General features: G+C 60.4%; 24 protein-coding genes. All 24 read right to left on the bottom strand.

Annotation, left to right across the window (positions count from 1 at the left end; translation table 11 throughout):
- The 24 genes from NCT04_RS21500 to NCT04_RS21615 all read right to left on the bottom strand — a co-directional run bounded on the left by NCT04_RS21500 (nucleotide 1) and on the right by NCT04_RS21615 (nucleotide 20,033).
- A complete protein-coding gene (locus NCT04_RS21500; RefSeq protein ID WP_250467618.1) occupies nucleotides 1-558 on the bottom strand; it encodes a hypothetical protein in 558 nt (185 codons plus the stop codon).
- Nucleotides 548-928 carry a hypothetical protein gene (locus tag NCT04_RS21505; protein WP_250467619.1) on the bottom strand — a complete coding sequence of 127 codons (381 nt, stop codon included), beginning with the start codon at nucleotides 926-928 and terminating at the stop codon, nucleotides 548-550. The genes NCT04_RS21500 and NCT04_RS21505 overlap by 11 nt, the downstream gene beginning before the upstream one ends.
- Nucleotides 929-1,002: 74 nt before the next feature.
- Nucleotides 1,003-1,311, bottom strand: coding sequence for a hypothetical protein (locus NCT04_RS21510; protein ID WP_250467620.1), 309 nt, complete (start codon nucleotides 1,309-1,311; stop codon nucleotides 1,003-1,005).
- 14 nt (nucleotides 1,312-1,325) lie between these two features.
- Complete coding sequence (locus tag NCT04_RS21515; protein WP_250467621.1) at nucleotides 1,326-2,012, bottom strand: hypothetical protein; 687 nt, start codon at nucleotides 2,010-2,012, stop codon at nucleotides 1,326-1,328.
- On the bottom strand, nucleotides 2,012-2,293 hold the full coding sequence (locus NCT04_RS21520; RefSeq protein ID WP_250467622.1) for a hypothetical protein: 282 nt from the start codon (nucleotides 2,291-2,293) through the stop codon (nucleotides 2,012-2,014). Before NCT04_RS21520 ends, NCT04_RS21515 begins: the two co-directional genes overlap by 1 nt.
- Nucleotides 2,293-5,700 carry a TipJ family phage tail tip protein gene (locus tag NCT04_RS21525; protein ID WP_250467623.1) on the bottom strand — a complete coding sequence of 1,136 codons (3,408 nt, stop codon included), beginning with the start codon at nucleotides 5,698-5,700 and terminating at the stop codon, nucleotides 2,293-2,295. Before NCT04_RS21525 ends, NCT04_RS21520 begins: the two co-directional genes overlap by 1 nt.
- A gap of 1 nt (nucleotide 5,701) precedes the next feature.
- The gene (locus NCT04_RS21530; protein ID WP_250467624.1) at nucleotides 5,702-6,280 is read right to left on the bottom strand and encodes a tail assembly protein; all 579 of its coding nucleotides are present in this window, start codon (nucleotides 6,278-6,280) and stop codon (nucleotides 5,702-5,704) included.
- Nucleotides 6,277-7,023 carry a C40 family peptidase gene (locus tag NCT04_RS21535; RefSeq protein ID WP_250467625.1) on the bottom strand — a complete coding sequence of 249 codons (747 nt, stop codon included), beginning with the start codon at nucleotides 7,021-7,023 and terminating at the stop codon, nucleotides 6,277-6,279. The genes NCT04_RS21530 and NCT04_RS21535 overlap by 4 nt, the downstream gene beginning before the upstream one ends.
- Nucleotides 7,023-7,700, bottom strand: coding sequence for a phage minor tail protein L (locus NCT04_RS21540; protein ID WP_250467626.1), 678 nt, complete (start codon nucleotides 7,698-7,700; stop codon nucleotides 7,023-7,025). Before NCT04_RS21540 ends, NCT04_RS21535 begins: the two co-directional genes overlap by 1 nt.
- The gene (locus tag NCT04_RS21545; protein ID WP_250467627.1) at nucleotides 7,697-8,989 is read right to left on the bottom strand and encodes a tail fiber domain-containing protein; all 1,293 of its coding nucleotides are present in this window, start codon (nucleotides 8,987-8,989) and stop codon (nucleotides 7,697-7,699) included. The genes NCT04_RS21540 and NCT04_RS21545 overlap by 4 nt, the downstream gene beginning before the upstream one ends.
- Before the next feature lie 6 nt (nucleotides 8,990-8,995).
- Nucleotides 8,996-9,337 (bottom strand): phage tail protein, encoded by a 342-nt coding sequence (locus tag NCT04_RS21550; protein ID WP_250467628.1) that lies wholly within the window; start codon nucleotides 9,335-9,337, stop codon nucleotides 8,996-8,998.
- Complete coding sequence (locus NCT04_RS34730; protein ID WP_250467629.1) at nucleotides 9,337-12,072, bottom strand: phage tail tape measure protein; 2,736 nt, start codon at nucleotides 12,070-12,072, stop codon at nucleotides 9,337-9,339. The genes NCT04_RS21550 and NCT04_RS34730 overlap by 1 nt, the downstream gene beginning before the upstream one ends.
- A complete protein-coding gene (locus NCT04_RS21560; RefSeq protein WP_250467630.1) occupies nucleotides 12,062-12,496 on the bottom strand; it encodes an HK97-gp10 family putative phage morphogenesis protein in 435 nt (144 codons plus the stop codon). The genes NCT04_RS34730 and NCT04_RS21560 overlap by 11 nt, the downstream gene beginning before the upstream one ends.
- Nucleotides 12,480-12,815 (bottom strand): phage tail assembly protein T, encoded by a 336-nt coding sequence (locus NCT04_RS21565; protein WP_250467631.1) that lies wholly within the window; start codon nucleotides 12,813-12,815, stop codon nucleotides 12,480-12,482. The genes NCT04_RS21560 and NCT04_RS21565 overlap by 17 nt, the downstream gene beginning before the upstream one ends.
- Before the next feature lie 14 nt (nucleotides 12,816-12,829).
- Complete coding sequence (locus NCT04_RS21570; RefSeq protein WP_250467632.1) at nucleotides 12,830-13,201, bottom strand: hypothetical protein; 372 nt, start codon at nucleotides 13,199-13,201, stop codon at nucleotides 12,830-12,832.
- A gap of 16 nt (nucleotides 13,202-13,217) precedes the next feature.
- Nucleotides 13,218-13,646 (bottom strand): phage tail tube protein, encoded by a 429-nt coding sequence (locus NCT04_RS21575; RefSeq protein ID WP_250467633.1) that lies wholly within the window; start codon nucleotides 13,644-13,646, stop codon nucleotides 13,218-13,220.
- A gap of 4 nt (nucleotides 13,647-13,650) precedes the next feature.
- On the bottom strand, nucleotides 13,651-14,004 hold the full coding sequence (locus NCT04_RS21580; RefSeq protein WP_250467634.1) for a DUF3168 domain-containing protein: 354 nt from the start codon (nucleotides 14,002-14,004) through the stop codon (nucleotides 13,651-13,653).
- Nucleotides 13,997-14,329, bottom strand: coding sequence for a phage head closure protein (locus NCT04_RS21585; RefSeq protein WP_250467635.1), 333 nt, complete (start codon nucleotides 14,327-14,329; stop codon nucleotides 13,997-13,999). Before NCT04_RS21585 ends, NCT04_RS21580 begins: the two co-directional genes overlap by 8 nt.
- Complete coding sequence (locus NCT04_RS21590) at nucleotides 14,326-14,688, bottom strand: head-tail connector protein (protein ID WP_250467636.1); 363 nt, start codon at nucleotides 14,686-14,688, stop codon at nucleotides 14,326-14,328. The genes NCT04_RS21585 and NCT04_RS21590 overlap by 4 nt, the downstream gene beginning before the upstream one ends.
- Nucleotides 14,689-14,901, bottom strand: a complete 213-nt coding sequence (locus NCT04_RS21595) for a hypothetical protein (RefSeq protein ID WP_250467637.1) — start codon at nucleotides 14,899-14,901, stop codon at nucleotides 14,689-14,691. It lies immediately after the preceding gene.
- Nucleotides 14,902-14,973: 72 nt separating this feature from the next.
- A complete protein-coding gene (locus NCT04_RS21600) occupies nucleotides 14,974-16,377 on the bottom strand; it encodes a phage major capsid protein (RefSeq protein ID WP_350030034.1) in 1,404 nt (467 codons plus the stop codon).
- Between the two features lie 11 nt (nucleotides 16,378-16,388).
- Complete coding sequence (locus tag NCT04_RS21605; protein WP_250467638.1) at nucleotides 16,389-17,072, bottom strand: HK97 family phage prohead protease; 684 nt, start codon at nucleotides 17,070-17,072, stop codon at nucleotides 16,389-16,391.
- On the bottom strand, nucleotides 17,062-18,363 hold the full coding sequence (locus NCT04_RS21610; protein WP_250467639.1) for a phage portal protein: 1,302 nt from the start codon (nucleotides 18,361-18,363) through the stop codon (nucleotides 17,062-17,064). Before NCT04_RS21610 ends, NCT04_RS21605 begins: the two co-directional genes overlap by 11 nt.
- Nucleotides 18,360-20,033: a terminase large subunit gene (locus tag NCT04_RS21615; RefSeq protein ID WP_250467640.1), complete on the bottom strand. Its 1,674-nt coding sequence runs from the start codon at nucleotides 20,031-20,033 to the stop codon at nucleotides 18,360-18,362. Before NCT04_RS21615 ends, NCT04_RS21610 begins: the two co-directional genes overlap by 4 nt.

The following is a 20,033-nucleotide window of genomic DNA, read 5'->3' on the forward strand; positions in this document are numbered from 1 at the left end:
CTATCGGCGGTTGCCGGCCCAGGGTTGAGGTGGAAGAGCGGGATGCTGCGCAGTCTCAAGTTTTTTGTCGACGGACTTGACGACGGTCGCGGTTTCTTCAAGCTTCGCCGCAGCCACGCTCGCTTTTTGCTCGGCGACCTGCGCCGTTTGCTTTGCGTCGACCGCAGCCTGCGCGGCGACCTTTGTCTGCTTCATCATGGCCGCGGTGCGTTGATCGTTAATCTTGGCGCGATCACCGAGAAAGCGAAGCGTGTAAGCTGCGAGATCGTTTGTCGTGGCCATCAGCTTCTTCATGTCGGCGACATCATCGGCTTGCTGCTTCGACAGCGCCTGTACGCCGGTGAGCTTCGCCTCGTACTCGCGGGTGCAGGACGCTCGCTCTTCCGCACGCACTTCTGGAAAGCGCTTGATGTACGCCGCACGCTCCGTTTCCCATGACTCACGGGCTATTGCATCGACGCGGTCCTTAACCGAATACGTGATAGCACAGCATGCAACAAGCAAGACCACTCCAAAAACTGGGCCGTCGACGCGGCGCCAGATTTCCTTAATCGGCATTCCGTTGATTCCTTCGATCCACCAGTGCGGTGAGTTCAGAGACATTCCGTTTGAGCATTGCGACTTCGTTTCGCAACGTCTCCATGACTTCGCGGTCCGCTTCGCGATCGGCGCGCCACGCCTTACGATCGGCGTCGTGTTCTCTTTCGGTAGTGCGTAGGTCCATTTCGGCCGCCTTTCGCAAAACGCGCTCTTCCTCGATCTCTGCTTCAAGGCGCTCGCGCGTCGCTTTGTGCGCTTCGAGTTCCTTTTTGTAGAGGCTGGAATCCTGGCGTTTTTCACCGAGCCAATCGACAACACGCTTCAGCGCATAAATTGCTATGCCGCCGAGAATGCCTGTTGTGCCGATCGAGTCCCCATCCAACGCCATTTCGAACCCTCGTAAGCCGGTCTTCCGGTCATCAATTGTCTAAGCACAGATTCCGCCCTACAGTGGTCTGCTGCCTAATCAGCAATTTGTGCGCCGATGAAGTTCGCGCGCGCGGCAGTCGGCGACGTCTTGTCGTCGGCGCTCGCGACGATCTTCTGCTCTGCATATTCGCGTGGATCAAGACCCGCCGTCGGCAGCTCTGAGAACTCGATCGACTGAGTAAATACCGGCTGCTTGCCATCTGAAAAGGTTTGCTGGTTCACGAACGATTCCAACTGCGCGGCGCTGCGCCCATTGCGATAGTCGATGGTTACCTGCTGGACGACGTGAAAGCTCGCCGTGGCGCCGGTGCCAGGCGTTACGTAGTCGATGATGATGGACATGGTTTTCCTCTCAATTACATGTTGGTGACGTCAACGATGATGTACGCGTAGCCGTTCCGCGCCGTCGAATTGATAGCCGGCGCTGGATCCTGCCGCGAGTAATCGATCAATTGCCCTGAAGAGGCAGAGAAGGTGTTGTTAGAAACTGCAAATGGCATAGCCAAAAAGTTCACGATGCCGCCAGTCTGCGGATACGGTGGTGTGCTAATTCCCCACGAATACCAGAGCTGCGTCTGCACCACTGCGATTGTTTTGCTATACGGCGTCGAAAGCGAAACATTCGTGCCAGTGCCGTTGATGAAATCGAGGATGCGCAGGTAAGACATCCGGCTGTCGAACACCGGCGACCCGCTGCTGTTCCGCACGATCAACCCATACGATCCCGAACCGGTGATGCCTGCCGGCGAGTCGAACAACCAATACGTGATGGCGACGCCGCTTGCGTTGCAGTAGAACTTATACGTGATGTTCGATCCGCTCACGCTCGTCGAGACGAGCACACACTGCCCGGACGCTGGTCGAACCGCCAACATAGGCGAGACGCCGTATGCGACGGTCAGGGTTGCGGCGTACCATCCGTTTGCCGTCGCCGCTCCGCCCGAGGTGATCGAGCCTTTCTGACGGAGCCCCAGATTGGCGTATGTGCTGTCGATCTGCAGGAAGCCATTCGCGTTCACGACCTTCAGGCCAAAGTCAGCCATCAGTACACCCCATACATCACGGTCACCGCACGCGTGCCATAAGTCGTAGACGGGAACGTCCACGAGATCGTATTGCCACTCAGCGTGACGATCGGCGCCAGAACCGTTCGCGAATACTGCGAATCGTCCAACACCATGAACCAGACAGAACCGGTCACGTTGACCGTGAAGCTCCCGTCGCTGCCGCCCGTCGAGAACGTGCCGATCACGCGCGTTAGACGATCGGTAATGTCCACGGTGATATTGCCGCTAGCATCGCGGCATCGAAGACCGTAAGCCATCAGGCGATGTATCCAAGTTGCACACGATTCACGCCACCGGTGTCATATACATAAACGCCGTTGTTATTTAGCGTAGTGCGCCCTCCTCCGCCCGTGCCGTTGATCTCAAACGTACCCGCCTTGTTGATCTGCCAGCCTTGCTGTCCGGAGACATAGTTGTCGCTCTGGATCGTGCTGCCGATCATCGCGTTCGTGATCCAGCCCGTGCCAATGAGCGCCTGGCTGATGAACACTTGGCCGCCCTGGATGACGAAGGGCAGCGTCACGACCGAGCCATTCGGGTCGAGCACGGCGAACCGGCTCGCCGCGACCAGCACCTGTGATTCGACGACGCCGCTGCTGTTGTCGACACCGATACCGACACCGGCGATGTACGTACGACCGTTTGACGTGATCTGCGTCTTGATGGTGTAAGACGCCGCGACCCGGCCATTCAGATCGGCATAGGAGGCCGCATTGGTCTGAACCGCTGCAGTGAGCGTGTTGTTGTTCGCAGTCACCTGCGACTGAACGTTCGTGATCTGAGATGCCTGCGCGCTGTCGGCGTCGACTCGCGCCTGCGTCTCGGTCTGGACTGCCGCAATGAGACTGGAATTGTTCGACGTGATCTGCGCCGTCACCGTCTCGACATTCTTGGCAATCGCAAGATCCGCCTCGGCGCGCGCGCTTTGCTCGGACCACACGCCGGCGTAGATCTGCGTTGAACCAGCATAATCGCCAGTCGAGCCAGCGAGCGGTGGAAGGAGTACTTGCGCACTGACGACATCAAGCCGCGTCGACAGAGCGTTGTCACCTTCGATGCGCGACTCAGTCTCTTGCGTGATCGCCGCGGCGGTTTCGGTAACGCTCTGCTGAAGATCCGGAATCAGCTCGATCTCGGAGAGCAGATCCTGCGCGAGTTGCGTGGCGGTGATTTGTCCAAGCAGGTAAGTCAGGATCGCGTCGGCGTCGTCGCTCGATGCCCCGAGCACACCCGCGTTCGGGTCCGTCGGATACCAAGGCCCGATGTTGCCCGACGTGTCTACAAGACGCCCCCAGAAGAAAAACTGCTGCCCCGCCGCGAGCCCCATCAGATGCGCTTGCGACTGCGGGTATGCGTAATCCGCCTGCTTCACTGCAGTCGACCGGTCGTTCGTGCGGCTATACCAGATCTCCGAGCGCTGCGTGTCGCCGGCAGAACCGTCCGCGGGGAACGTCCAATCGACCTCGATAGCGAAGATCTGCGAGATGGTCGTGAGCGACGTCATCGACGGCGGCGGGCTCGTCTTACCGGTGAGCTGCGTGTCTACGCCATAGGCCGGCACTGACGTGACGCCCATAGCGTTCTGCGCACGCACGCGCGCGAGATACGTGCCCTGATAGATCCCCGGCACTTCTGCCTGCAGCCCGCCCGTCGAACTGACCGTTACCCACTCGCCGTTGTCTTTGCGCCACTCGGGCAGATACGACACGGCCTTGTCGGCCGCATCCCAGGCGATGACCATGGTCGTTTTCGAGATGCCTTGGTCGATAGTCGAATAAGTGGACACGCGCACATTCGTCGGCGGCGGCTGCACCGAAGGCGGGATGACCGTAATCGGCCGCACTTGAATCGCGGCGCCATTGTCGATTGCCGCGTACTTGCCGGGCTCGTACTGCGTTGCGTTGACCGTGTACGTGATCTGTTCATCGTCGTCGGACTCCTGCACGCTCACGACGCGGAACAGTTGCGCAGCGAGGTCCGAACTCTCGAGCATCCACACCGCGCCGGCCGACGGCTGGGTGTCGAAGGCGGCGGTCACCGTGACAGCATCGCCGGCTGCACCTTGCACCGTGCGCGCCTGTGCGACGCCCGACGGTAGGATCACCGTGAGCTTGTCGCCAGCGGCGACGGTCGGTGCTTTGTCGAGAGTAATGACGCGCCCGTTGCTCGCGCGAATGCGCCCGCCCGTCCGTCTTCCTGCCTTCGCCGGATCGGCCACGGCAATGACACTGCCCGGCGGGCAGAGCGTACCGTCAAGGCCGACATTGAAAGAGACGGTGTTTGTCTCATATCGGCTTGTGAGAAGAGTCCACAAACCGAGTCGATGAGCTTGCCCCTGCGACGTGGTGCCGAACGCGGTGATCTCCGCTTTCATCACGCCGTAGCGCGCCATGCCGTCTTCATCCGGCACATACTCGACGGCTTGTTGATAGCCGTTCGCCGGATCGTTCCAGCTGATTAGTGCCGTCGTGTAGCGCGTCTTGCGCGACGAGCCGACATACTCGAAAGTCCCGTTCACCACGTTAGCGGCGGTGTAGACGTATTCAGGATCTTGCGGCATGTCCGCGTTGGCGACGACTTGCCCCGGACCCCAATATGCGATGCCGCGGAACACGGTCGCTAGGTCTTGCAGAACCTTGTATGCATCGGCGCGCGACTGGATGACAGCGTTGCATGTGAAGCGCGGTTCTTGGCCGCCCTTTCCATCCGACACCATGACGTCGCAATACTGCGCGATCTGATACAGATTCCACTTGTCGATCATCGACGCGTCGACCAGCTTCCCGAGACCGTACCGGTCGTTGATCACCAAGTCATAGAAGATCCACGCCGGATTATCGGTCCAAGCCGTCTTAAATGTGCCGTCCCAAGTACCTGCGTATGTCCGCGTGTCAACGTCATAGTTCGTCGGAACGCGGATGATGAGGCCTTTGATGTCGTAGGCGCACGTCGGCACCGAGCTGAACGATTGAGCATCGAAAGACAAACCGACGAGCGCGCTCATCGGATAGCGCAGCTTCCGATCGATGATCTCGGTGATGGCCTCAATGTTCACCGTGTCGGCGATCAGGGAACTGTGCGCATTAGCCGTGAGGCGCCGCACGCGCACGAGCCAGCCGGTCGTCGCCGGCGGCAGTTCGATGCGCACGCTGCGCTCATAGAGCGATGTCGTTTTCCCGTCGAACGCGCCGCTTAGCACCTGCGCATATGCGCCGCCATCAACCGCGACATCGATCGCATACTCGATTCGGTAGCCGGTGACATCCCCCGTCGATTGGTTCGACTGTTGCAGTTGCGGCACGCCGAAGCGAATGCGTGCCGCTGTGAGCTGCACGTTCTGGAGTTGGTGGACCCACGGCGTGTCCGACGTCAGCGCCGTGCTGACCGTGATCTCGTTTTCAACCGACGGAAAGCCAGACATGAAGGTCTGGTCTTGCGTGCCTGTCCGCGTGTCGACTGAATAGTTCGTGAAGTTGGTCGAGCCGTCGCTGTTTTGAATCGGCGTGTCGTCAAGATAGACCGACTGCAAGCCGTTCACCAAGCCGACGATCGGACCTTCAGAAACGATGTCGAGCACCTTAGCGGTCGCGGTCGAGTGCAGGCTATCGGGCGATTCGGTTGCCGTGCTCGACGAGCCGCCGCCCTTAGAACCGTAGAGGCGCATGTCAGACTTGGTCCTCTGCGTAGATGCCCGCGCTCGCTCTCTTCGAGCCGACGCGCATGCGGCCGTAGACGATAGGCACGCAGTCGCCCTGCGCCGCGCTATTGACGGCGCCATTGAAGTAATAAGACGTGCCGTTGTCGCCGCTCGAACTCGCAAGCCCACTGGTCTGTGGGCTGAGCATTTGCACAACGCCGCCGAGTGCCATTGAAGCACCGAGCCCAAGCAAAAGCGAAGACGCGGGCGCAAACGCTGGAATGAAAGACGCGCCGATCAGCGCGGCGCCGAGCAACACCTGAAACAGCCCGCCGCTTTTACTGCCAATGATGATCGGCGCGATCCGGATGTCATCGTCGCCTATCGGCTGCGCGAGTTGCTCTTCCGAGAGATTGCGGCGGCCATTGAAGACAGCGAACGTCAGGCCGTTGTCCTTCGCGTTCAACATGAACTTGCGGAATCCGGGCAGGATGACGCTAAGCGCGCGAACAGCTTCGCTCGTCGACGACACGGCAAGTTGGTGCATGCGCCCGAAGCGCGCGCCGAGCACGCCATATAGACGGATGGTCCGGAGTTTGTCGCTCACGCCCCTTCCCCTTTGTATCGAAGCACCGTGCGCAGCGCGTGCGCCCACATACCACCCCATACCGTTCGACCCGACAAGCGGCCGTACATGTGATGAAGCATCTGGTTATTTCCGAGATAGATGCCCGCGTGGTTCGGCACCTTCGATCTGATCTGCATGAGCAGGACATCGCCTTCCTGCAGCGCAGCGTTCTGGCCGAGGTCTTCGAAACCCGCTTCGGCGAAGTGATCCATATAGAGATTCGTTTCGCCGTCCTCCCACCACTTCTCCGCACGTTCGAAGTCGGGCAATTCGATGCCGCGCTCAATGCGGTACCAGTCGCGCACGATGCCGTAGCAGTCGAGCGTTCCGTGTGCCCACTCGCGGCCGATGAGCGGCGCGACATACCCGCTCGGGCCAAATTCGCACCAATCCTCAACGCCGTTGCTGCCACTCGCCTGCACACCGACCGAAATGATTACCCACTTGTCGACGCCGCTCTTCTCCGCCATCGCTTTGTCCGCCATGCTCGGGCGCGCCGGCGCGCCGGGATGCGAATGCACGACAGCGAGGATCGGTCCCATGTCTTCCGCGAGCGCGTAGTCTTCCGGCGACATCACGAAGTGCTCGCCCGGCGCGGCAGAGAGATTGCGGCACGGGACATAGCGCTCGATGCCGTCGTGCGCGACGACAAGTCCGCACGACTCGCGCGGGTACTCCGCGAGCGCATGATCTGCGATCGCTTTCTTCGTCTCTTCGTTCATCAGGAAAGGGTGTCGCTGAGAAAGCCGCCGAACGACAGCGGCTGGTTCACGCCGAAGCGGCATTCACAGCCGCTGATCCGTTTGCTGCATCGGTCTAGCGCCGGATCGCCAACCGGCTGATCGTTCGCGTCAAAGTAAGCGCTGCCCGTGTAGCCGCAATTCGCATCACGGTATTGCCATTGACAGATGGTCACGATCTGCCGCGCGGGAAGCTGTTGGCCACCGAAATCAAGAGCGCTCGAAAGCGTGAACTCGACCTGCACGTTCGTCTCGCTGCTCTTCTGCTCGACGTACCAGAGCTCGGTCGCCATCTCTTCCGACGGGTCCGCAGTCGGATTGCCGCCTGGGAAGTTGACGGCGTCGAGATACTTGCTAAGCGTGCGCCGCCGGCGCACTTTCGCGCCTACCAGATTAGCGAGGAAAACGCACAGTGCGGAGATCGTGCCGCCCGTGTTGCCGACCGTCAGCTTCGGCTCGGGCTGCTGCGCGTCTGACGTGTGTTCGAAGCCAGTGCCCTGAATTGGCCACGGCTTATATTCGTTGCCCTGCCAGAAGATCGACGCGGTCTGGAGGTGTCCTTGGAAGCGAAGCAGATCGCCGCCAATAGCAGTGCAATCGACCTCAAACAACTCGATCAACCGACCCGGTTCGAGTTGTTGAATGTCCGACGAGATCAAGACGACACCTTGCTTTCGAGCACCGCGATCCGGTCAAGCGCAGAAGCCAACGCTGACTTCAAGTACTGCACTTCAGCATCAACTTCAACGACACCTTGAATTGCCACGGCAGACGCTTGGGAATAGTTGAATGTCAAAGCGCGTCGGCACTCGATCGGCCCGCTTGGCGGCAATAGCTCTACGCCGTCTTCGTCGAACTGGCGCGAAACGAAGTCTCCATCGCTGTCGATCTCCGCTCCGTTTTCGCTGACCAACTCGGGAAAATCGTCTTTCCACTCTTGAGCGATAACTCCAACTTGCAACGGGCCGACGCCACCGCCATCAACCGCCGCAATCTTCATGCGATAGTTGACAATTCGCTTGTCGCGAAGCTTTTCGAGCACCGATGTGTACGGGACGACGGCCGTTTTTAGTGCTGCATCGGACGTCTGCGTCACGCTGAGGCAAGTGAGCGTGATGTATGCGCTGTTGGCGCTATTGACCAGCGAAAAGCCGAATGACGTCTGATCATACTGAATCTGACCGATAGCACCGCTACCGGTCTGCCATTTCATCGTGATTGCGCCTGCGGTACCAACTGCCTTGACGGTGGTACTGCCTCCACCGAAGACGGTCGTGCCGTTGAAGTTCGCCGCGCCCGCCACTGCCAAAGATTGCGCGGTCAAAAGTCCAGCGTCGGATAGCGACATCGTGACGCCGCTATTAGCCGTGTTGACCCATTCGGTCAGCGACGCGGTGCCGTTCGCTCTCACACGCGCCGTGTATCCGTTCGGCGCCACCATTGTCAACTGGGAACTATAAGTAGATGCGAGCGGCGCGATGGCGATGTTCCCGCCCACAGTCAAAGCGCCAGAAACGGTTTCGTTTGCGCTGTAAGTGCGGCTTCGCATCAGGCATCCAAGCGTGTGAATGCCATCCGAATCTATGATCGTCGATTCGCCGGCCGCGAGCGATGTGAGAGCAATCGTATCACCGGAGCCAGACGCAATAGCTAAAGTGACAAGCGTTGAACCTTGATTTCGTAGATGCACGATGCCATCAAGGCCCATCGTTGCAGCCGACGGAAGATTGATCGTGCCGGCTGCGGCGAGATTGATGTTCACCCGCTTACCAACGTGCGCGGCTGTGAGTGCTTGGGCACTCGTGATCGTCGCGGCCGCGCTCGTGAGCGTGGCTTGAGCATTCAGCACGTCCACGTTCGCGTTGGCCTTCGTGTTTGCGCCGCGCACGGTGTCGCCGTCAACCGCTGTCGGCGGAGTGCCGAGGTTGACCTTCTGGAGTGTGCTCATCGAGGTTTAAGGTGCGTAAGTCTGGTCGAAGGTTGCGGTGATCGTGTAGGTGTTGCCGTCTTTCGTCGGCTCACTCCACGTCTCACAGGTGAACAGCGCCGGGGCTGCCCATAGAAGCGGTGTCCACAGGAACGCGGTCGCGCCGGCATGCGCGCGCAGGAAAGCGACAATCGCGCTGATGGTCGCGGCGTCGCCTATAAATTGAAGGCTGAAGCTCGAAGAGGCGTTGTTCAGACCGTCAGCTACTCGTTGGGCGTATCCATCGCCGAATTGAGCTTTCCGCGTCTTCAGCGTCGTGCTGCCAGACGAGCCCGCAACTGTCGGCTTCCAGATAAATGTATCGGCCATCACGCAATTCCTTGCTGCATCTTCCAAAGCGCCCCGCCTTGTCGGCGTTCGTTCACGACGACGGCTCGGACAGCGGCAGTGATTTTCTTCTGGAGATCAGCGGCACCTGAAGCGTTGGCGCCGGCATCAGCGCCTCCTTGCACAGAAATTGGCGCACTTACGGTGATGTCGCCGCGCGCGCCAGGCGAGACGCCTGAAGCTGCCCCGACTAGCCCGCCGGAGGCAAAACGCGCTATGGCGTGCACAGCGGCGCCGCTGTTCATTGCATTCAAGCTCGATACGCCTATGCGGCGCACGGCGTCAGCGGTCATTACAAACTCGCCGTTGCTCAGGCGCGCCGGAATGCTGTCGCTTGTGCCGGAGCCTGGCCCAGAGATATAGCCACCAGCGGCGTGGCCGTACCCTGCGATGAGATCGTCAGGCGTGCTAGTTGCGGAAGCGCCCACCGCTTCGCTTCCACTCGCACCGAAAAAGTTGAACGAGGCGAGAATTGCTTTCGCTATCAGCGCTTCGGTCTCGAGTTTGATAAGGCTGCCGACCGCCGCTTTCACGAAATCGCCAAAGCTGAGTTTCCCGGACGTCGCGAACTCTGCAACTGCGTCGCCGAGACTGCCGATAGCGTTCTGCGCGGTGTTATTCGCGGCAGATGCAAGATCGTTTGTCTTATCGATGATGTCCTGCAGGCCACCCTTCGCGCCAGACATCCAGTCTTGGCTCGCGATGTCGCTTTTGTCGAAGAAGTTCGACGTCTCGTCGCGCCTGGCGTCGAAGCGCTTATTGATCGAGTCGCGCTCGTCCTTATCGTCTTGCGTGCCGTCTAGACGCAGCCCTACTGCTTTCTTCTGCCACTCCGCCAATTCTTTTTGGCGTTCTGTTTCGATGCTGAGCAGCTCGACTTGGCGTTGCCGCTCCTTAGTACCAAGGCTCAGCGTATCCAGCTGAATCTTGTGCTGATTAGCGATCGCGTCGTTTTGGTCGACAATCTTGAGGTTTGTCTCGTAGGCGTCCTGGTTCAGCTTGTCGCTTCGCGTGCGCAGGTCGAGCTGCTTTTCGAGCGACGCATTGAGGCTGTACTGCGCGAGCAGTTCGCTCTGGTGCGCGAGCACGCTCTGCTGCGCCTTCGTCAGCGTCTTGCCCGCGTAGCCGTCGATCTCCGCTCGCAGTTCGACTTCCTTGGCTGCCCAGCCCGTCAGCTTTTCCTGCCCGCTCAACGACGCTTCGAGAGTCGCCTGGGCCTGCTTCGCCTGATCAAGTAACGTGTCGCCGTGGCTCTCTTCATAAGGCTTCGGTCCAGCGTTGTTACCCTTCGAAAAATTAATCTGACCGGTGGCAGCGCCGCCATGGCTATCGCCGCCCGGTACGGTATTCGACCAAAGCCGCGACATGAAATCTGCATAGCCCTGCCCCTGCCGCTTCAAGTTATCGAAGCCGACCTGCGCAGCCGCCGAGGCGAGCTTGAACTGCCCGGTCAGACCATATCCGACAACTGTGGCAAGCGTAGCGACCACTTCCGCTGTCTGTTCGAAGCCAATCACGAGCGTGGCAACTGCGCTCGCCGCGCTCTTCATGATGAAGGCGACGCCCGTATAGAAATCAGTGAGGAGCGGCTTCAGCGCGACGTTATCAGCAAGCGCGTCCGTCAAATTGATGATCGTGGGCAGCAGCGCGGTCTTCGCCGACAGAGAAAGCGCCTCCATCTTCGCGTGCGACAGTTCGAGCTGCTCTTGCAGAGCCGACAATTGCGCGATGGTCTTGCCGGACAGCACGGCGCCGACGTCAGTCGCAGTCGCGCCGAGCTGATTTAGGCGCGCGGAACCCTGATCAAGCAGCGGTATGAGGTTCTTGCCCGATGTGCCAAAGAGTTCGTTCGCCACCGCGGCCTTGCCCGCGCCGTCAGCGCTCTTCGCGAACGCATCAGCGACGCGTCCAAGAAGGTCTTCAGGAGTCGCCGTCTTGAGCGTCTTGAGGCTGATCCCGACTGCCGCGAATGCTGCCGCCGCATCTTTGTTGCCGTGCTGCGCCTCGTTCTGCGCCTTCGTCAGATCCGCGAGTGCATCCGCGGCGTCTTTCATCTCGACGCCGACCGTCTTGGCAGCGAATCCGAACTTCTGGACATCATCGGTCGAGACGCCCGTTTGCTTCGAAATCTTCTCGACCGTCTCGCCGTACGTTGCGAGCTCTTCGCGCGCAGAGAATGTGGCATGGGCAGCAATTGCCAGCACGCCAATAAACGCGCCTACGCCGAGCACGACCGGATTGAGCAGCGCATTGAATGCGCCGGTCGCTTCGGCCATGACCAGCAGCGAGCCGGCGAACTGCTTGTAATTGCCCTGCGACAGTTCATGCCCAAGCACAAGCAATTCACGCTTTGCCGCCGATGATTCAAGGCTGAAACCGTGCGTGTGCTCCGATGCTTTCGCGATCTGATCGATGAAAGGCTTGACGGAGTCCGACAGGCCGAGATTCGCCGCGCGCATCGAAAGGATTTCGGCGCGAGATTTGCCCGCCGTGGCCGCGTTTTTCAGCAGCGCATCAGTGAAGGACTTTACCGCCCTTGCGCTAACGTCGGAGCCGTTCGCCGTCGCTTCTGCAATCGCCGCCTGCGCGACCGCGCTGCGCTGCGCCATGTCCGACTGCGTGTTGATGAACGCGTTTGCCGACTTACGTGCTTTCTCAAGCTCGGCGGTATAGCCGGACGCGTCGGCTCCTACCTTAACGACGGTTTCATTCGCCACGCCTGGCCTCCTCAGCCTTGTTTTGGATCACTTCTACGACTGCGTCAGCCGCAGCACGCTTCTTCGCTTCGAATGCTGGTCGAAGGAACGGTTTCGCCGCAGCGCGCGACGTGCCGAACTCGACGAACCGACCGTAATACGCTTCTTTCGACCAGGTCACGAGATAGATAGCCAAGTGACCGGTGATCGACTCTTCCTTGTCGTACGCGATCAAGATCGAGCGTCGCAACGTGCCCGGCGTGTGCTGAGTTCCCTTGCGTTCGTAGGCGATACCGATCGGCGCACGAAGGCGCACCTCCGCATGGATCACGCGCGCGCCTGCAACGGCCGCCTGCCGCAGCACTTCTTCACTCGCGACGGTTTCGAGACGGTCTAGAAAGTCGGTGAGTGCCGACGGATTGACGATCTCAATCTTTTTTGCCACCGCCGCCTCGCTTGATTCTGTACTTCTTGCCTTTGGCTTTCGCGAGGTCGATGCCGAATACCGCGAGCGCAACGAACTGCGCTTGCTCTTTCGGATCCTCAAAAAGGACAGCTTTCGGCGGGGCCTTGACCCACGGCATGAAGTCCGCTGGCTCGAAGGCTTTCGTCTTCGGGTCGCGGTGAATGTTTGCCGTTGTCGCCGCCAGCATGCCCATGCGGATGTCTGCTATCCGCTCGCCAAACGGCTCTATGTTGTAAAACGCCATCCAGTCGGCGAACTCAACGCTATCGATCTCGCGTTGAGCGCGCACCACTGACATTCCGAGCGCGAGTGCTAGGCGGTGCCAGAAGAGTCGCTCTGGATGGCGCCGGAGTTTTTTTCAGCTTCCTGCGTCTGCGACGCGCCGAGCGCGTTGACCTTGGAGCAGGCGAGGCCAATCCGGCGAACGGTCTCAGCGCTCATGCCTCGCAAAATGTCCAGATCGGCAGCCGAGAACATGGGTTCGCCCTTCTCGTCGACAACCGTCGCCACGATCACGGCAGAGAAGTAGACGCTATCGCTCGTGCCTTGCTCCTGCAGCGTCTTCTGGAGCAGATCGCGCGCGAAGCCGTCCATGACTTTCACGCGGATTTCGCCCAGACCTTCAACGTTTACGGTCTCGATCGCAGGCTGCGCTAATGCCAGAAGTTGCTCTTTCGTAAGCATGCTGTTCAGCGCTCCTTTAGGCGGTCGCCGGGGTGACATCGATGTCGCCGGTGATCTTGATTGCGACCGTGCCCTTCACGACGTTGTCGACGCCTGCCGTGATCGGGAAGCTCTTCACATAGGCTTCGAATTCGATCGTCGTGCCGTCGCTCAACAGCACCTGATACTGCGACACGACGCCCGAACGCTTGTCGGCAAGCAAAGCAGCGTGGCTTGCTTCCTTCATGTTGACGTTGATGTCGAACGACACGGTGTCCCAATCTTGCAGACCTTGGCGATACTCTTTCGCCGTGCTGTCGAAGTCGGTAACGTCGATGTCGCTCGCCGAGCCGGCGAAACCGTTAAGGTTGGACACGTTTTTGATCGCGGTCCACACCGGCGTTTGCGTCGTGCCGGTGTTCTTCGAGATCTTCGTGCCCTGCGACGAGATTGCGGTGCTGGTCATCTTTTCACTCCTTCCACCAGATTGAGAAATCCTGCTGACTGCCGTATAGCTTCGTGTCGTCATCGAAGACGCTCACCGGCGCGCCGATCGGCACACCGCGAACAGGCTCGGCAGTCAGCGCAGCACGAACCTGTTGAATGATGGTTGCCGCATCGCCTCGGCTGGTCGCCCAAACCGAAACCTGCATGCGGCTGTTTTGCAACGTGTCCGCGCCGTCAAACGTCGTTTCATCGACGCCGCCGACACTCTGATAGACGATGTATGGCTTAACGGGACTCGCAGGCGCGACGTCCGGATATACACGTCCGCCCGCCAGCGTCTTGATCGCCCCAAAGGTGACCGATTCCGCGCTAGCCATCGTTGCTTCCCGTGCTGCACGCCAAATCCGTGTAGTCGCGCGCGGCGATATTCGGAAGCGGCTGCAGGATGTTGAAGATCACGCCATCGACGATCGCCCGCATGCCGTTCGTGATGTCCGTGCGATAGCGGATTCGAATGCTTGCCGACGCGGTGCCGACATCAGCGTCCGACGTCAGGGTTTCCTTGCCGGTGAGCATGCGCACATTGCCCCAAACCGTGGCGACCTCCATCCAACCCTCGATCGGCTGACCGAGATCGTCGAAGCCGCCGCCGTTGCGCTCGATGCGCACGCGCCGGTTTAGATCGCCCGCGCGCACCGTCATACGCCGAGCCCTGCGCGGTATGGAAACAGCAACTGTTTCGAGCCGGCCGGCAATTCCATGACGCTCGACGATGTGCCGACTACAACATCCTCGCGGAATGCATAGAGCTTGCCGAGAATCAGCAGAATTGCCGCGCGCACCGCGTCGTTGATGACGATCGGATCGTCGCCAGCGGTGCCATCGAGCACAGCCGCTGCCATGTCGTCGGCGTTCGCGTAAATCTTGCGGTCGAGGTAGTCAGATGCCGACTGCACGGCCGCACTGATATAAAGCGCGATCAGGTCATCTTCCGCGCCGGCATCCGTGCGCAAATGCGCGAGCGCCTGCGCCGTCGAGATGATGGGCGTCGGATCTGCCATTTACTTCGCCGCCTTGCTCTTGTTTTCGGGCTCGGGGGCCTTCTTGTTGCTCGGCACCGGAGCAGCCTTATCTTCGACCGGAGCTTCGGTCTTCACAAGACCGGCCTTTTCGAGATCCGCGATCACTTCCGGCGTGTCGTGCACGGCATCGCCTTTGCGATAGTTCTTGCCGTGCATGAAACCGGTCGTGGCCTTCGCTTTTACCTTGCTCATGTCCGTCTCCAAAAAGAAAACCGCCCCCGAAGAGGCGGTTCTCAGTTCTTACGCTACCGTAGGTGCGGTTGCTTACGACACCAGGCCGAAATCGCCCTTGATGAACGCTGCCGGGCGATACACCGCCAAGCCGAGGCGCTCTTCCGCGCGGATCGTGACCATGTTGGTCGTGAAGTTGTTACCGTCTTCCGTCGACACTTGCACGTTCGCATCTTCGCGATCGAACACTTGCGCGCCGAGCTTGAACGCGCCGACGAGGAACGAATCGACGTCCATCGCTTGCGTGTTCACGACCGGCCGGCCCCACAGCGTCGGGCCGGCGATCGACTGCGGATTGGCGAAGAGATAGGCGCCGTCCGTGGTCTTCGTCAGTTCGATGCGAGTCCAGTCAGTCGGGTTCGTCACGATGCCGGTTGCCGGCAGTTCCGCGAGTTCCGACTGCAGCAAAGCGAGGCGCAGCATGTCGATGCTCGTCGCGCCCGACAGGACGAACGGCGCGGCGTAGGCGATAGCCTGCGTGTAGATGCCGTTCAAATGGCCGCCGGTGCCCGAACCCTTCAGCAGTTCGAGTTCTTCGACGTAGGCCAGGCCGTAGCGCAAGCGACCGTCGATGTACGAGGCGAGCATCGCCGCATCGTCGAGGATCTGCTTCGATGCCTTGACGAAGTGAGCGATCGTCGCGACCGTCGTCGTTTGCAGGTCGAACTTCATGGTCGATTCGGCCTTCGCCGCGCCTTCCGTCGCCTGGATGGCTGCGTTGTTCGTGAAGCCCGTTTCGCGCATGTACTCGATCGCGTTCGACGTCGTGCGGCCCGGCGTAAGCAGGTCGCGCACGGTCATACGGCGTTGAGGCGGAGCGACGATGCCCTGCACGCGGTCAGCGTTGACCAGCGCGCCGGCCGAGCCGTCCGCGTTCGTGGTCAGGCTGGTGATCGCCTTCAGGCCCATACGCGCCTTGCCTTCGCGCGCCGCCATCACTGCCTTGATGCCCTCGTTTTCGGTCACGAGTTGGCCAAGCGACTTGACTTGCTCGCCGCCCTCGCTGCCGCGGCGCGAGAGCTTCTGCTCAGCTTCCGTCAGACGGGCCTGCAGTTCACCCTGCTTCAGCAGCAGCTCGTCGACCTTGGCCTTCGTCTCGGCGCTGACATCGCCGGCGGACTTCGCTTGCTTCAGCGCTTCTTCGCCGGACTTCTTCACCTCGTCGCCGATCCGCTTGAGCTCCGCGGTCACCTTCTCCATTACCTGCTCGGGATTGTCGCCGCCCGCGCCGCCGTTCTTGCGACGGAAGCCTTCCGCCGCTGCAATGGAGCCGATGCCAGCGAGCGACCACGCATGATCGCCGAGCGCGCCCAGCATGTCACCGTGCTGAAGAGCGTGCTGCACCATGACGGAAGCGGCATGCGCGTCGACCGCGAAAACCATAGCGAGCAGAACGCCCGCCGCCATGAAAACCTTGCCCAGAATGTTGCGTTGCATATCGAGTTTCCTCAGAAAGTGAGAGATTTGAGGCTGTCCAGCAGCCGATTACCTACATCGTTCGCCTCGCTGCCAGACTCACTCTGGAGCAGGTGCTTCAGCCCGCGATTGGCGATCACCGCGGACTGTGATTTCGAGAAGTCTGCCTCACGCAGGAACCGCTCGAATTCTGAAAGAGATGGCATGCCGCCGTGTGCGATGACCGACTTCACGGCTTCAATGCGCGCGTCTGGGTTCGCCGGGTTCGTCACGATGCTGATCTCGACGAGATCCAGCTCGTTCAGCGTACGAACGCCGGTTTTTTCGTTGTAGCTGGAGTCCAGCACGTAGTAGCCGATCGACAGGCCAGTGATGGCCTTCGATTTCATGCCGCGATACGCGATCTTCGCGTTCGGCGCATCGTCGACCCACAGCTCGCCATCGCCGAAGAGGCCGTGATCATCCTCTTTCAAACCCGACCACGATCCGATCGGCGTATAGCTGTCGTGCTGCCACAGAATCGGAAGCGCGCGGCCGCTCGACTTGAGTTCCGTGAGGCTTTTGCCAAACGCGCCAGGCGCGACGATCTCGCCATAGCTGTCGACATTGCCGAAGACCGAGCCGTAGCCGGAGAAGTGCCCCGCGTCATCGACCGATTTGACGTCGAGATCGAACGCGCGGACCTTATAGCCGCCCTTGCCGCTCTTACGATTCATCCTTTTGCTCCTGATTCAGCCAATTTTTTAGCGCGTCCTGCGCTTGCGACGCCGCCGATGTCTCGCCGAGCTTGTCGATCGGCAGAAGTGCCGACTGGACGGTGAGAACTCCCGCATTTCCGCCCATCGGCGGCAGGTTCTCTTTCACGCGGCATTCGTCGCGCGTCATGAGCCCGTTTTGCGTCATCTGTGAATAAAAAGCCGCGCGCCCGGCGCTGTCAGCGCGCAAAAGACCCTCGACTGAAAACTCGGCGTAGTACTGATCGCGCTCGGAGATCGACAGACAGCCCTTCCGCACGGTCTGCTCGATCCGCGTGAGCCACGGACGCAGCGAGAACGTCAGGAAGCCGATCATTTGCTGCTCGATTCCAGTCCCCCAGCTCGTCGACTTCTCGCTATGGCCGACCATGAATGGCGGCACGCGAAACCAGCGGCAGATCTCTTCGACGTTGAATGCCTTCGTCTCCAGCAACTGCACGTCGCCGGGATTCATCGTGATCGCCTGGTACTTCATGCCTGCTTCAAGCACCATCGTCTTGCCGGCCTGCATCGCGCCGCCGAATTGCTCGGTCAGGCTCGTTCGAATCTCGTTGCGCTTTTCCTTCGCCAACACTTGCTCAGTCGACAGCACGCCGGACGGCCGCAAGCCATTGCGAAAGACGCTGCTGCTCGTCTTATTTGCCGCAGTGGCGTTGCCGATGACCTCGCGTGCATACGTGATGACCGAAAGGCCAAGCAGGCCGTCTAGGCTGAACCCTCGGAAATGCAAGACATCGTCCTCGGACAAGGTCGATGTCGTGCCGTCGAGGTCCTGATACGTGTATTGCAGCGCGCCGGTGTTGAGACGCTTCACTTGCGTCCGCTGCGGCAGCATGATTTCAAGGCCGATGAGCACGCCTGCAGAGCGCATCTTGCGCGCATAGCCATTGCCCCACAGCAACATGCTCGCGACGATCACTTCCCAGAACTCGGTCGCCGTGTTCTCGGCGTTCGGCTGGCTGTGCAAGATGCCGTAAAGCTGATGCGATGTCGCAATGCTGCGTGTACCGTCCGAAGCCTTCTTGTAAAGGTTCATCGGAAGCGTTGCGATCGTCTCGGCAATGAGCCGCACGCATGCCCATGCGGCGGACAGCTGAAGTGCCGAGTCGACCGTCACGTTCTCGCCGCTCGACGAGTTCTGACCGCCCCATGCTGCCCAAAACGAGCCGTCCGTCAGTGAAATAGGCACGCCAAGCCACTTCAGAACGCTCGCCTTGACGCGCCCTGGCGACTTTTGCTTGTCCTGTTTCATACGATGATGGGGTTCTCGAAGAAGTCGTTGATGCCCGCGAGGCTTTCAGGATTGAGAGCCATCAGCGAAATCGCATCGAAAGTCGCCATCAAAGGGTCGATTTTTCCCGTCCCCGAGGCCTGTTTTGTGATGTTCACGGCGTTGCCCACCGGCACGACGCGCGCATTTCCGACACACCACGCCATAAGCGGCTGGCCGCCATGGATGAGCACGCCTTCAGCAAGCTTCCGTTCCGCCGTTTTGATCGCGCCGGACAGCTTCCATCCTTGGGAGATGCCGATGACCTTGTCCTGAGGCACTTCCGCCTCGACGAGCGCGTCGAGCACGCCGCCGATGCCCGCCGGGTCCGCACCGACGCGATCGAGAAGCCCCGCGCGCTCGATAGTCGCGACAATATCGGCGACGTCCGTTACGTCATCGCCGATTTGATCCACAACTGTGAGGTCACCTTCCTTCTTGAAGTCGAGAAGCATCGGCGCGATCTCTTTGCGCCGCTCGAATACGGACGGATGCGCCCATGCGTGCGTCCACAGCAGCCAGCGGCGCGTCTCACGCTCGCGACCGACCACGGCTAGGCCCAGCAAGTCATCAAGCCCGCCACCGTCGATGCCGACATCGATCACTTCGCTGCGCTCGATGAGTTGCTCGAGCGTGATGCGCGGCGCGCGCGCAGCTTGCTCCCAAAATTCAGCACCGGCCCACCGATCGCTGCGCAACGCGAGGCCGATTTCGACGTTCGCATGCTTGGCGAGAAAGCCCCGAAACGACTCTTCGCCCTCTTCTTTCGCCTTCCGGAACTCGCGCTGCAAGAAAGCTTCGTCGACCGAGAAGCCCAGGTTTGGGTTCACCATGCCGAGGTTTTCGGCCAGCAGATGCTCCTTGCGGGCGACCATTTCGGGCGGATGCTCGAAGATCACGGGCACGAAGCACGGATCGTGAACCTTGCCGTCGCGCACGTCGCGCGCGTATTGCAGCTTCTGCTTGAAGACGCCCGCGGGCGGGTCGTCGGACTGCGTCGTCAGACAGATGACAAAGCCTTCAGGCCGCGACGCTAAGCCGCCGATTGCTTCGCGCAGCATGTTCTCGGCATTCGGCTGCTTGCCGAACAGCCACACCTCGTCGACAAGCGTGCCGACGCTCTTCTTACCGCCGACCGTGTTTGAATCGGCCGCGACGACCTTCAGCGTCGCGCCGCTCGTGCGGTGCGTGATCGTCTTGATGTGCGTCTGCACCTGGAACAAATCGTCGAGCTCTTCCTCGTGCTTGACCATGTCGCGGCTCGGCGCGAACGAGTTATTCGCAACCTCGATCGTCGGCGCCAAGATCGCGTATTCGGCCGACATACGCCAATTCAGGATCATCGCGGTCATCATGATCCCGGCCGCCAGCGTCGACTTGCTGTTCTTCTTGGGGATGCACACGAACCATTCGGTGATAAGCCGCCGGCCGGATTCGGCGTCGTAAGCTCCGAAGATCGATGCGACCAGATCGAAGACCCACGGCGCGCACGACTCGCCGAACGTCGGGCTGCCCGGCGCGTCGACGATCTTGAGCTCCTTGAACACTGCGAGCGCTTGCTCGGCTTGCTCGGGGAAGATCGGCGGCGGAATGATCGACCGCCCCGTCTTGAGCCGCTCAGCCCAATCGAGACACGCCGTCGTCCATTCCAC

The sequence above is a fragment of the Caballeronia sp. GAFFF2 genome, assembly GCF_023631485.1.
Taxonomy (GTDB): domain Bacteria; phylum Pseudomonadota; class Gammaproteobacteria; order Burkholderiales; family Burkholderiaceae; genus Caballeronia.